Annotated in this window: 11 protein-coding genes; all 11 read right to left on the bottom strand. The window is 66.8% G+C overall.

The genetic code is table 11. The features are described 5' to 3' along the window. Positions 1 to 7: 7 nt before the first annotated feature. The 11 genes from AC3WOH_RS12150 to AC3WOH_RS12100 all read right to left on the bottom strand — a co-directional run bounded on the left by AC3WOH_RS12150 (position 8) and on the right by AC3WOH_RS12100 (position 12,298). Complete coding sequence (locus AC3WOH_RS12150) at positions 8 to 829, bottom strand: type II secretion system protein (RefSeq protein WP_492229589.1); 822 nt, start codon at positions 827 to 829, stop codon at positions 8 to 10. Further along, a complete protein-coding gene (locus AC3WOH_RS12145; RefSeq protein WP_492229588.1) occupies positions 826 to 1,311 on the bottom strand; it encodes a hypothetical protein in 486 nt (161 codons plus the stop codon). Before AC3WOH_RS12145 ends, AC3WOH_RS12150 begins: the two co-directional genes overlap by 4 nt. 203 nt (positions 1,312 to 1,514) lie before the next feature. After that, the gene (locus AC3WOH_RS12140) at positions 1,515 to 2,792 is read right to left on the bottom strand and encodes a type II secretion system F family protein (protein ID WP_492229587.1); all 1,278 of its coding nucleotides are present in this window, start codon (positions 2,790 to 2,792) and stop codon (positions 1,515 to 1,517) included. A 29-nt stretch (positions 2,793 to 2,821) separates the two neighbouring features. Further along, entirely contained in the window at positions 2,822 to 4,564 is a 1,743-nt protein-coding gene (locus AC3WOH_RS12135) for a GspE/PulE family protein (RefSeq protein WP_492229586.1), read from the bottom strand. Beyond that, on the bottom strand, positions 4,548 to 6,104 hold the full coding sequence (locus tag AC3WOH_RS12130; RefSeq protein WP_492229585.1) for an ExeA family protein: 1,557 nt from the start codon (positions 6,102 to 6,104) through the stop codon (positions 4,548 to 4,550). The genes AC3WOH_RS12135 and AC3WOH_RS12130 overlap by 17 nt, the downstream gene beginning before the upstream one ends. Further along, positions 6,101 to 7,060: a tetratricopeptide repeat protein gene (locus tag AC3WOH_RS12125; protein WP_492229584.1), complete on the bottom strand. Its 960-nt coding sequence runs from the start codon at positions 7,058 to 7,060 to the stop codon at positions 6,101 to 6,103. Before AC3WOH_RS12125 ends, AC3WOH_RS12130 begins: the two co-directional genes overlap by 4 nt. Continuing rightward, positions 7,057 to 8,892, bottom strand: coding sequence for a pilus (MSHA type) biogenesis protein MshL (gene mshL / locus AC3WOH_RS12120; protein ID WP_492229583.1), 1,836 nt, complete (start codon positions 8,890 to 8,892; stop codon positions 7,057 to 7,059). Before mshL ends, AC3WOH_RS12125 begins: the two co-directional genes overlap by 4 nt. Positions 8,893 to 8,979: 87 nt before the next feature. Then, positions 8,980 to 9,579, bottom strand: a complete 600-nt coding sequence (locus AC3WOH_RS12115; protein WP_492229582.1) for a hypothetical protein — start codon at positions 9,577 to 9,579, stop codon at positions 8,980 to 8,982. Then, entirely contained in the window at positions 9,576 to 10,880 is a 1,305-nt protein-coding gene (locus AC3WOH_RS12110) for a hypothetical protein (protein WP_492229581.1), read from the bottom strand. Before AC3WOH_RS12110 ends, AC3WOH_RS12115 begins: the two co-directional genes overlap by 4 nt. Further along, positions 10,877 to 11,380, bottom strand: a complete 504-nt coding sequence (locus tag AC3WOH_RS12105; protein ID WP_492229580.1) for a hypothetical protein — start codon at positions 11,378 to 11,380, stop codon at positions 10,877 to 10,879. The genes AC3WOH_RS12110 and AC3WOH_RS12105 overlap by 4 nt, the downstream gene beginning before the upstream one ends. Beyond that, a complete protein-coding gene (locus AC3WOH_RS12100) occupies positions 11,381 to 12,298 on the bottom strand; it encodes a type II secretion system protein (protein WP_492229579.1) in 918 nt (305 codons plus the stop codon). Positions 12,299 to 12,319 lie beyond the last annotated feature (21 nt).

Raw genomic sequence — 12,319 nt, 5'->3', positions numbered from 1 at the left:
GCGCCGCTCAGGGCAGGCTCCTGCGGAGCCAGCCAGCCAGTTGGGCGGGGGATTCGGCCACGACCACGTCGTCGGAGCCAAAGCGCAGAGGTGCCGAAGGGCTGGCGGCGCACACACTGGAGGGGGTATGGGGGGCGTCAAAGCGGTCACCATCGCCGCTCTTGTCCTGCAGCGGAACGATGATCCAGTAGGCGGCAGCCATGACCTGGTTGCCGGCGCAATCGATGGCACCGGCCATGCCGGCATCGCCTGTCAGATAGGTCCTGGTGGCCGCGAACGGCACGATGGCCGTGTTGGCCGCATTGTTCAGGCCGGCAATGAGGTCGGTGACGTCACGGAAGGTCGAGACCGAGTTGTTGCCGGGGACCGCGGGATCCGGATCCCCGGTTCGCTCCGTGACGACGGCAAGATCGGCATCCCTCCTGGGGTCGGCCAGGTTCGCGGCACGAAACACCGAGTAGCGCGCGCGGAACTTGTCCGTCGGCATGGCCAGGCCCACGCTCACATAGGGAAACCAGCCCACCTGATTGCCGGCGGCGCAGTTGCCATTCGGCGGGTTCTCATAGCCATCGGCCACTGCGTCCGAGTCGGGGCAAGGCAGCCGGCCGTGGCGCAGCGCAAAGGCACGCAGGATGGACTGCAACTGATCGGCCTCGGCGCGGCCTCGCTCAATCTCCTGCTGTGCCGTGACGGTTTCATAGCCGCTGAAGGCCGCCCACGACATCAGGCCGGCCACCACCAGCGCAACCGCAATTTCCACGGTCGAAAAGCCGCCCTGCATTGCGCGGTGCCACCGAGTTGCATGACGAAGGTATGCCTGCGAGCTCATGGAGTCTTCGCTCCCGGCGGTGGCGATGGCGTGGCCGGCGTGGCCGCACCTGTCGGCACATAGCTTTGCAGCTTGCGCGCATCGGCGCTCACGCGCTCACCGATCACCCGCAGCTCGGCCAGAATGGCCTCCTTGCGCGCCATGTCCTTGGACGAGTTCCCCTGGCCCATGCCTTGTAGCTCGGTGTTCAGGGCCTGAACCTTGGCGCTGCTGTCCAGCATGCTGCGCAGCGTCTGGAAATAGCGCGGGTCGAAGCCCGGAGGGGAAGCCGCCTCCAGTTCGTCCACCAGGGCCCGCATTTTTTCGGGAGGCGCCTGCATTCCCTGCGCGCGCAAGGCGTTGAACTCGGCCCGGACCTCGGCCAGACGACGGCGCCGATCCTGGGCCTGCGCTTGGGAGGCGGCATCCGCCACCGTGGGCACACCCGGTGCTGCGGCAGGACTACCGGCCACGCGCGGGGTTGCGGCCGGCGCGATTGCCACGGGGGCCTCAGGGGTGCGCTCCGACAGCCACATGCCGCCCGCCAACAACACCAGCAGCAAGAGACCTAGGCCTCCACCGATCAATACTTCCTTGCGCATTCAGCACCCCGTCCAATACAGCGGGAAGGCCTCGTCCCTTGGCGTGTCTCCACACAGTCCGGGCACGCTTCGGTGCGCCAGGATCGGAAAAGCGGTCGACCGCATCACTGCCCCATCCCCATGGTCTGGCTCACCGACTGGCGCACCAGGTCGTAGACCGGCAGCAGCAGCGCCACGATGAGGAACAGAAACAAGGCGCCGGCAATCAGGATGATCACGGGTTTCAGAATTTCGGCCAGCGATTTGACGACCACTTCCAGGCGCTTGCGATAGTCCTCGGCCAGGTGCGACAGTTGCTCGTCCAGGCTACCGGACTCCTCACCCACCGAAATCATGCGTACCGCCATGGCCGGGAAGCCCCCTACGCGGCGCATGGACGACGACACCGATTCGCCGCGCGACACCGACTCGGCTACCTGGATCAGGCGGGTGCGGTAGTAGCGGTTCTTGGTGGCACGCCCCAGGATGCGCAGGCTGGACACCAGGTCCACCCCTGCCCTCACCAGAATGGACAGGTGCTCCGTCATGTGCGCCATGCCCGAAGACACCAGCAACGTGCGCGAAATCGGCAGACGGTGCAATACGTTGTAGACAGCCAGCTGGAAGCTCTCGGAGCGCTTGAACAGCACGGTGAAGACGATGGCCACGACGGCCACCACCGCCAGTACCCAGGGAAGATGCGTGGAGAGCAGGTTGGCGAAAGCCACCAGGCCTTCGGTGATGGGCGGCAGCTTGGCCTGCATCTGCTTGAACAGGCGCGCCATGTTGGGCACCACGTAGTAGATCCAGAAGATCGCCACGCCGATGATGGTGCTGAACACGAAGGCCGGGTAGATCAGCGCGGTCTTGATGTCACGTTTGATGTTGATCATGCGCTCCACATGCTCGGCCGCCTCGCCCAGCATGCGGTCCAGCGTGCCGGTCTGGTCGCCGATGGAGACCAGGTTGCGCACAGTCTCGGGGAACACATCGGGGTGGCGGTTGAAGGCCTCGGTCATGCCCACGCCGGCGTTCAGGTCGTCGAGCATGTTGCGCGCCACATAGGCCATGGCTCGGTTATCAGAGGTATCGCTCTCGTCCACCAGGGTCTGCAGCGAATCGAGCGCGGGCACGCCGGCACGCATCATGAGGCCCATGTCGCGCAGGAAACCCGCGAGGTCTTCGCCGCGCACCTGGCGGCGAAACAGGTGCATGAGCACCTCGGAGAAGAAGGCCAGCCAGCCCGGAAAGCGGTACAGGCTGAGCACCGTGCCATCGGTGTCCGACTCGATGCGCATGCGCACCGACACCTCGCGCTTGACCGCCAGGCGCAAAAGGCCCGAGCGCACGCCGCCATGCGGCAGCAGCACGCGGTAGTAGTAGGTATTGAGGGATGAGGCCATGGGTCGTGTGCGCCAGAAAGGCTGCTCCGTCAGTCGTCACCCACCGTGCGCAGGATCTCGTCCATGGTGGTTTCGCCTGCCAGCACGCGGTTGCGCGCCAGGGTCAGGATGGGGCGCATGCCCGCGCCCATGGCGCGCTGGCGGATCTCGGCGCGCGTGGCGTCCGATGCAATGGCGTCGGCCAGGTCGCGGTTGACCACCAGCATCTCGTACACCGGCAGCCGGCCCAGGTAGCCGGTATCGCGGCAATGGTGGCAGCCCGCTCCGTGGAACACCTGGGGCGACGAGTCGGGGTTGGTCAGGCCCAGCCAGCGGCGCTCGTCCTCCGTCGCCAGGCGCGGCTTGGCGCAGTGCGGGCAGATGCGGCGCACCAGGCGCTGGTTGATCACGGCGACCAGGTTTTCTGCAATGGTCTCGGTATCCACACCCAGCAGCTTCAGCCGCGGCATCACACCGAAGATGCTGCCCACGTGCAGGGTGGAGAGCACCAAGTGGCCAGTGGACGATGCATCGAGTGCGGCACGCGCGGTCTCGGAGTCGCGGATTTCCCCCACCAGGATGATGTCGGGGTCATGCCGCAGAAAGTGGCGCATGGCGTTGGCAAACTCGTAGCCGGCGCGGCGGTTCACCTCCGTCTGGCAGGCCACGGGCACGCGGTACTCGACCGGGTCTTCCACCGTGAGCACGTTGCGCTCGATCAGCGGCTGCATGCGCAGCGCGGCATGCAGCGTGGTGCTCTTGCCCGAACCCGTGGGCCCGGTGATGAGGATCAGCCCGTGCGGCTTGGAAAACGCCTTGGCCATCACGGCCACGTCGTCCTCCAGAAAGCCCAGATCGGCCAGCTTGTCCAGGCTGCTGCGTTCGGGCAGCAGGCGCAGCACCATGCGTTCGCCGAATTCCGAGATCAGCGTGGAGACGCGGATCGTGTAGTTATGCTCCATCACCTGTGCGGTGAAGCTGCCATCCTGCGGCAGGCGTTGCTCGCTGGCGTCCATGTCGGCCTGCAGCTTGACGTAGACCACAAGGCGGTCGAGCGCGGGCGATAGCGCGAACACCGGGCGCAGCACGCCGTCCACGCGCAAGAGCACGGAGCGGCTGCGCGCCGTGGGTGCCAGGTGGATGTCGGTGGCGCGCTCGCGCACGGCCAGGTGCAGCATGTGCTCGAGCAGGCGTGCGGGGCTGTAGGCGCGGTCGATGTCGGCCTCGAGCTTGCGCACCTCGCTCTCGACCAGGCGGGCCGGCGGGTTGTCGGCAAAGTAGTAGTGCTGCTGGATGGCCTGGGCGACGCTGTCGAACTCGCCCTGGAAGAAATGGCAGGTCTTGCCCAGCTTGCGCATCACCAGTTCGCGCACGGCGTCGGGCTGGGCATCGCCCAGCACCACCTCGATCTGGCCTTCATGCTCACGCACAGGCAAAAAGCCGTAGGTCAGGCACAGCGAGCGGTTGAACACCGCCGCGACAGCCGGGTCGGGTTCGGGCAGCTCGGCCGCGTTGATGAACATCAGGCCGCGCTGGCCAGCCAGTTGGCGCGCCACTTCATTGGCACTGGCAAAGCCCAGCTCCACGAGCAGGTTGCCCATGGGCACCTTCTCGATCTTCTGCTTTTGCAGCACGTAGTCGATGGCCACGGGCGAGACGACGCCGGCGCTCACCAGGGCAGAGCCCAGGGAGGGGCTTTTCTCCTGCAGGGCAGCCAGGCGCTCCACCGCGGAAGCGCCGGGTGGCAAGTCAAGGCTGGCGTTGTCCATCACGGTGTCAGCGGGCGGATACATGCGGGTGCTGCTCCAAAAGAAAGAGGGTCAGGTCGTCTGGCTTGCCCGTGGGGGCCAGGCCGTTTTGCTGCTGGAAGCGGGCGAGCGCCTCGCCCGTCCTTGATCCGAAAAAGCCGTCGTCCAGTTCGCGCGCGTCCAGCAGGCCCATGCCCTTGAGCTTGATCTGCACCGAGCGCGTGGCCTGCTGGGCTGCCAAGATGTGGCGCGCCTCGCTGCGGCCCAGCCAGGCCACCCAGGCGTCCCGGCCTTCGGTGAACCGGCAGACGCGGGGCGCGGGTTTGAGCGCATTGGCGGCATGTGGCTGTGGCAGGCGCTGCACCTGCAGCACGTCGTCGGCAGAGGCAACCGCCTTGAGTTGGGCCTCGCAGGCCATGCGGGGAGACACGTCTGCCACCACCGGTGCAGGCGCCGAGGCCGCAGTTGCAGATGGCTCGGCGGGCGCCGATGTACTCGACACAGGCGCGGGTTGCACCACGGCCGGGACCTGCGCAACAGGTGCCGCGGCGGAAGCTGCCAGCTCCGGCGCCGCCTTGGGTGCCACGGCAGCCTGGGGAGCCTTTTCGGCGCCCTCGGTCGCCAATGGAGCACGGCCAGCAGACGATGACAGTCCCCAACTGGCCAGCGCCACGGTGGCCGTTGTGCCGGCTGCCAGGCCGGCGGCGATCCAGGCCCAGCGGCGGCGCGGGCGTGCCACGGCAGCGGCCACGGTGGTGGCGTCATTGCCCAATGCGGGCATGTCCGCTACGGCGCGCAGAACCAGGGATTCCGTGATCACCGAGCCGCGCGTACTGGCCAGGCCGTAGAGGCAGCGGTCCAGCACCAGGTGGATCTGGCGCAGATTGCCCTGAGTCACGCGGTACACCACATCCACGGCGGCGGGCTCGATGGACAGCCGCCCTTCGGCTCCCGCAGCGTTGACGCGGAAGTCGAAATACCGGGGCATCTCGTCCTTTTGCAGGCCCGACAGGCGCGCGTGCTTGACGATGCGGCTCTTGAGCTGGCGCAGCCCGGGGGTTGCCAAAGTCTCTTCGAGCTCGGGCTGGCCTACCAGCAGGATCTGCAACAGCTTTTCCTGTCCCGTCTCCAGGTTGCACAACAGGCGTACCAGCTCGAGCGACTGCACGCTGAGGTTCTGCGCGTCGTCGATCACCAACAGGCTGGTCTCGTCGGCCTGGTGGCGCTCGATCAGGAATTCCGTGAGGCGCGCCAGCCCTTGTTCCACCGAGTCACTGGGTGGCAGGCCAAAGTCGCTCTGGATGGCCGAGAGCAGCGCGCTGTCCTGCAGGAAGGTGTTGAGGATCAGCGCCGACCGGCAGTTCTTGTCCTTGAGCGTATCGAGCAGGCGGCGCACCATGGTGCTCTTGCCCAGGCCCACTTCGCCGGTGAGCAGCACGAAGCCCTTGCGTGCCTCGATGCAGTGCGCAACCTCCGCAAAATCCTCTTCCAGACGGGGCGTAAAGAAGTACGAGCCCGCGTCCGGCGTGGGAGGAAAGGGGTTGCGCGACAGACCCAGCGTCGCGTAGACAGGGCTGGTGCTCATTGGCGGGCGTTGGGGGTGAACTGGGCCAGCGCAGAGCGCAGCGCGGCAGAGTCGGGCGACAGGCGCAGTGCGGCATCCAGCGTCGCGCGCGCCTCCTCGGGCTTGCCCTTGCGGCTGTGGATGCTGGCCAGGTTGATGGCGGCTTCTTCGTCACCAGGCATGCGGTCCAGGATGGCGCGGTACTGGTCGGCCGCAGCGGCGTCGTTGCCGGCACGCAGTTCGAACCAGGCTTGGGCACGGATCAACCCCAGGGAACCTGCGGGCAGACGCGCCTTGAGGGCCGACAGTTCACGCTCCGCGTCGCCGGTCTGGTTGTTCTTCATGGCGGCCACGAAGCGGGCAAAGCGCAGCTCCACGGGCGTGTCGTCCACCACCGGTGCGGGTGCTGCAGCAACCGCAGGCGGTGCAGCAACACGCGCCGTGCGGGCGGGCCGCGGTGCCGCGGCTGCTGGACGTGGCGTAGTCGCACGGGCGTCGGTCTGGCTGGGGGCCGTCTGCGCGACCACCACCGCCGGCGCGGGCGCGGCAGCTGGAGTTGCCACAGCAGGTGCCACCATGGAAGGCGCAGGCCCAGCGGCCTGTGGAACAGGCACCGGTGTGGCAATTGCTGCGGCCACCGCGGGCTGCGCACTCGCCGCTGGCGCATCGACAACCGGGGGGGCTGCGGCGGGAATCGCGGGCACTTCAACCTGCAGCAGCGGCGCTGCCTTCGGCGCCGGTCCTGCGGCCGTAGCCACGGGCGGCAGCGGCTTGGGCTGCATCTGGCTTTGCCAATACACCCAACCCAGCCCACCGGCCGCCACCACGATGGCGAAGGCCAGGGCACCATCGAGCCATGCAGGGCGGCCTCCGCGCGGTGCCGTGGCAGCGCGTGGCCGTGCCACCGCGGGCGCAGCAGGGGCCGGCGCAGAGGCCGGAGCGTCCATGGATTTCAGGGCGTCGTGGATGAGACTCATAGCACGCGTGCCCGCAGAACGATCACCAGTTCACGGCTGCCATGCACTTTGTTCTCGTTGCCGAACAGCTTGCCCAGCAGCGGAACGTCGGATACACCCGGGGCACCGCGGTCGTTGCTGGAGGTGCGCTGGTCGATCAGCCCCCCCACGACGACCACGTCGCCATCGCCTACGTTCAGCGTGGTGGTCATGCCCTTGTAGCTGACCTTGGGCAGCGAGACCAGGTTGTCGCCACCAACGGCCACCAGTTGCAGGCTGGCGGGGTCCACCTCGCTCTGCATGGGGTTGAGCAACAGCTCGATGCGGCCGTCCTCACGCACCATGGGCAGCACGCCGACCATGACCCCGGCGAACACGGTATCGGTCTGTACGCTCGATGAAGTGGTGGTCGCACCGCCGCCAGGTGCCGTGCGTGTGGACGCCGACTGCGACACGAAACGCGAGCTGGTACCGACCGACAACAGCGCCGGGGTGCCGTTGCGCACCTGCACGTTGGGGTTGGACAACACCTTGAGGTTGCCGAACGAGCGCAGCGCGTTGATCACGATGCCGTAGTTGCTCCCCTGGTAGGAGGCACCAAAGGCCGGGCCGGTCAGGCTGCCGATGAGTGCGGCAGGAATCGAGATCGCGCGTGCCGGGTAACCGGTGCCCGGGTTGGGCAACGTGCCGCCACTGCCGCTCAGTTGCATGGGCGAAGAGCCGAAGCCCGTGGCCAGACGACTGCGCAACGAGGTCCAGTCCACACCGAACTCGAAGTTGTCGGAGAGCTGCACGTCGATCAGTTGGGCCTCGACGTACACCTGCTTGCCCAGCACCTTGTGCACCTGGGCCAGCATCTTCTCCACGGCGCGCATCTTCGACGGGCGGGCCTTGACATAGAGCGTGCCCGTCATCTTGTTCAGCGTGAAGCCATTGTCTTCCTCCATGGTGGAAGCCGCCAGAGCGCCTTGCTGCACGCCAGGCGGGGCGGGGTTCGTGGTGCCGCCAGTCCAGCCGGGTGCGATCTGCGGGCCCTGTGCGGGCTGCAGTTGCTGGGGCTGTTGGTTGCGGCCTTGGTGACCTTCACCGAGGATGGCCTTGAGCGCGCCTTCGATGTCCTGGTAAGGATCAGCGGTGCTGCCGCCCGAGCCAGACAAGGTCAGGCTGCCCTGCTGCGCACCCGAACCGCCACCGCTGCTGCCGCCACCGCTGCTGCCACCACCGCCACTGCCACCACCGCCGGTACCACTGCTGCCGAAGACGTTGCCCCCGGACCCCATCTGGATGTTGGTCTTGGCGTTGAGGAAGTTGAGCGAGAAGAATTTTTCTTCCGTCAGGTTCACGCGCAGCGTGTTGCCGCGGAACTCGCCGGCCACGTCGTAGGTGCGCATGACTTCGTTGAAGCCTTCGCGCAGCGTGACCTGGCGCAGGTGCATGTCGGCCAGTTGCCCACCCTTGAGGACATTGGGGTCCACGATCAGGTTCAGGCTGCCAGCATCGGCAAACGCGCCCAGGATCTGGCTGATGCTGGCCTTGGACATGGCCACGTTGATCAACTTGCCTTCGAGCGGGTCGAACACGGGTGCCATCGGAGCGATCACCGGGGGCTGCGCGGGCTTGTTGAGCTCGGCCAGCAGCAGTTGCTGGTGCTCCAGCAGGCGCTTGGCCTCGGCCACCGCGTTCTCGCGCATCTGGTCGGCCGCCAGCGTATCCGGCGCAGGCAGGCTGGAGGCGCTGCGCGGCGGGCCATTGGCGCACCCACTGAGGACGAACGCGGCACACACCAGGGCCATGGGCTTGAAGATCGGAGGATGGTTCATATCGCTGTCCTTGGCACCGCTCGGGTGAGTCATGGATTTCTCGGAAATGGGTTCTTCTGTGTGCGGTTCAGGCGATCCCGCCATGGCGAGGCGCCCTGGAGCAAAACAAGGATTGCATGCTCATGGCAGGCTCCTGATGGGCCCTTGGGCGTTGTCTGGGGCCGTGCCAGGCACGCCCGCCTTGAACTGCTGCGTGTTGATGCTGGCCAGCGACCCATCAGGCCAGCGCAGCGTCCCCACCCGCAGTCCCGTTTCTGGCAGGGTGAGCGTCTGGCGGCCCAGGCGCTCGGAGACCACCACCTTGTTGGGCTCCACCCGGGTGATGCGGCCGCCTTCGGGAAGACGCGCACCTTGGCGAGCGAGCCGATCGTCGATCACCACGGACTGGGTCTCCGCAGCCAGGTTGTCCAGATGCAGGGACAGCGAGCGGACAGGCATCTGCACACTGCCCACGATCTCGCGACCGGGTGCAGGCTGCGCAATCAGGGTTTGCGGGTCAACCCCTTGGCCCGACGCCTGTTTCTGGATGCGCGCCATGGCCTCGGACGCATCCACCACGCGTGTCTGGTCGGTGCGCAGCGCCTCCGGCAGAGGCGCCAGAGCCATTTCGGGGGCGCGCGCGTTGGGCGTGCGGGCCTGCATGAGCTGCATCACGCCGTACAGTGCCCAGGCGAGCAGGGCCACGGCAATAGCGTTCAGGAGCAAAGCTGCGTATTTCATGGTTTCGTGTTCCCGGGTGCGGCAGCCTTGGCAACCAGTTCATAGGAGAAGGCGCCCGGCACGGACTCTGCCGGATCGACTGCCTTGAGCGTCCAGCCCGCGGCAGCCATCTGGCTGACCCAGCGGGTCACGGAAGCCGACGCCCCCATGGCCACCATGCCATCCACCCGAAAAGCCCGCCCACGCCCCTGCGTTGGAGGTTCCAGCTTCACACGCACGATGCGCATGGTGGGTCCGGTCGACGACTTGAGCACCGCCAGGAAGGCCATGGGGTCATAGCGCGCACCCTCGTCGAGCATGCGCGAAAAGTCCGCTACCGGCAGCAGCGTCTGCGGGGCCTGTACGGACGATACGGCCTGGATGCGCTGCTGCATCTGTGCAAATTGTGTGCGCTGGCTCTGGCTTTCCTGGCGCTGCGCATCGGCCTGCTGGCCCGTGGCCAGCCCCAGAAGCGCCAGCGCCACGCCAGCCACTGCCGTCAACGCGGTGAGCGATGCCACCCACCGCTCGGCCCGCCACGCCACGCGCTCGGACAACGGATTCAGCGCATGCCGACCCGCCGCCGCGCGCGCCAGTGTGGGCAGCACGGTCTGCACACGCTCGCCCGCCAGAGCGAGTTCTGCAGCCTGCATAACCACAGGAGGGCCACCCAGCACTCCTTGCAATGCCGATACGCAAATTTCTCCATCGGCGGGCTGGGTGCTCCACAATGCGCCCCACTCCACGGCATCGGGGCCCAGGCGGCTGAGCAGAGCGCTCTGGTTGGCCATCAGCACCTGGGCGGAGCTGGTCATTGCGGACTGACCCGAACCCAGGGCCTGGGTCGACGCGAAGACCATGCCCTCTTCACTTTGGGCGAAGCACATCAGCCGGCGCTGCGACAGCAGCAGGCGCGCCTGGCCCACGTCCACGCCGTGGCACAGCAGGCCACCCGTGGTCATGACCAGGCAGTGATCGCCCTGCTCCTGCGCCCATTGCGAACTGCGCTGCCACAGGTCCAGGGACACGGCAGAGAAGAAGGCCTGGAAGCCACCGGGCACCTTGACCAGTCGGTGCATGATGATATGGGCCGAGCCCTCCACCAAGCCCTGGGTGCGCACGCGCTTTTCGATCAAGGCGGTGGCGTACTCGGACTTGCCCTCGAAGCGCCAGACGTCGGTGAAAACATCGTCGAGGTCCAGCACCGCCAGGGCGCTGTGCGTGAGCCGGGGCCAGGCCGGCACATCCTGCGCCTGGTGGCCGTGGCAATGCACCCAGCCGGCATTGGCAACGCGGTAAACGTGTTCGGCAGCTGCGCTCATGGCTTGGTCCTGGGCGGTGGTGCGACGGAAACCGTCTGGAAGTACAGCGTGCCGCTGGCACCCAATGTCAAACCCTTGTCACCGGGTTCCGGGGCCTTGAAAAGACCAGCCTCCGGAGAGACTGTGGCGACTTCGAAGAGGTCGGCTACGAAGATCGAACCCGCACCGCCGCGGCCCAGCTCGCCCAGGAACTGCGCAGCCTCGACACGGGTGGCAGGCGCCACCGAGCGGCGCAGCTTGCGCTCGCCCCACTGGGAGGGATCAAACCCCAGGCGATCCACCTGCTGCGCCACCTGCGTGAGCGATTGGACGAGACGCTCGCGCCGCTCCACCTCGGGCATGAGGTTGCGGGCGCCGTCCAGGCTCTGGCGCAACTGGGCGGCCTGCTGGCGTTCGAAGGCCAGCCGCTTGAGGCCGCTCTGCGCCATCCAGGCGCCCCCAGCCAGCACAGCGGTGGCCAGGGCCAGGGCCCCGAGCTTGACGGTACGGGTGCCGTTCAATTACTGCTCCATGATCCAGTGGGCGGTCAGCAGGATGACCTGGTCTTCGTCCAGGGTACGGCCCGGAGTGACACCGCCAACACTGTTGTTCGGGTCGTTGACAACGCCTGGGCGCGCGTCGGCGTTACCCATCTGGTTGCCGGTCAGGCCAACGCCCTGCGTGTTGTTGGCCTCCCATTGGGTGCCGGGTGTATTGGCTTCGCCACCGCCATTGCCATGCACGGGGCGGCCCTGGATGCGGAAGCGGCCTTCACGGGAATCGGGCTTGCCGTCGATCACCTGGTCCATGTAGCGCGCCAGATCGGGCGTGAGGCCGCGGATCACCATCACGTTGCCAGCCCCGCTGGTGACACCGGCGTTGTTGAACTGGAAGCAAACCTGCAGTTCTGCGGGGTTGCCGTTGGAGTCGATGTACAGGAAGCGGTCTTCATGCCCTTCACCACGGCCTGGGGGCATGCGCACACCGGCACGTGTCATCAGCTCGCGCAAGTTCAGGTTGGCCAGGGCCGAATCTCCGAGACCCACCGTATTGGCGGCATAGCCTTGGCCCGCACAGATCTTGGAGCCGCGGCCCACAAAGTTGCCCGGAATGCCAGCCACCGCCATGGAACCCGCACGCGTGCAGGCCGGACCATTGTTGATCGTGGTCTCAGAGCCATCGACCAAGTAGGTGGGCGCCTGCTGGCAATCGCCCACGACCACGCCAGTGCGCTGGTAGTACTGGTCGTACGCCATCTTCCACTGGTAGGCGAACTTGTTGATCGCCTTCTGGTACTCGGCATTGCGCTGCACGTCCTTGGCGATGGCCACGGCACCGATGATCAGGCCGATGACGGCCAGCACAATGGCCAGTTCCACCAGAGTGAAACCTTGCTGGACCTTGCGGCCAAGCTTGCGAAACGATTGCATCTTTTTCATCGAAATCTCCGACGAGGGTGA

Source organism: Acidovorax sp. FW305-C-20-28 (assembly GCF_058783375.1).
The sequence above is the reverse complement of the archived record's forward strand: the minus strand, read 5'-3'. Positions and strand labels throughout refer to the sequence as shown.

Bases quoted from the DNA above. Each gene is read 5' to 3' on its own strand.
- AC3WOH_RS12130 (WP_492229585.1), bottom strand. From the start codon at position 6,104: ATGAGCACCAGCCCTGTCTACGCGACGCTGGGTCTGTCGCGCAACCCC.
- AC3WOH_RS12110 (WP_492229581.1), bottom strand. From the start codon at position 10,880: ATGAGCGCAGCTGCCGAACACGTTTACCGCGTTGCCAATGCCGGCTGG.
- AC3WOH_RS12100 (WP_492229579.1), bottom strand. From the start codon at position 12,298: ATGAAAAAGATGCAATCGTTTCGCAAGCTTGGCCGCAAGGTCCAGCAA.
- AC3WOH_RS12135 (WP_492229586.1), bottom strand. From the start codon at position 4,564: ATGTATCCGCCCGCTGACACCGTGATGGACAACGCCAGCCTTGACTTG.
- mshL (WP_492229583.1), bottom strand. From the start codon at position 8,892: ATGACTCACCCGAGCGGTGCCAAGGACAGCGATATGAACCATCCTCCG.
- AC3WOH_RS12140 (WP_492229587.1), bottom strand. From the start codon at position 2,792: ATGGCCTCATCCCTCAATACCTACTACTACCGCGTGCTGCTGCCGCAT.
- AC3WOH_RS12125 (WP_492229584.1), bottom strand. From the start codon at position 7,060: ATGAGTCTCATCCACGACGCCCTGAAATCCATGGACGCTCCGGCCTCT.
- AC3WOH_RS12115 (WP_492229582.1), bottom strand. From the start codon at position 9,579: ATGAAATACGCAGCTTTGCTCCTGAACGCTATTGCCGTGGCCCTGCTC.
- AC3WOH_RS12150 (WP_492229589.1), bottom strand. From the start codon at position 829: ATGAGCTCGCAGGCATACCTTCGTCATGCAACTCGGTGGCACCGCGCA.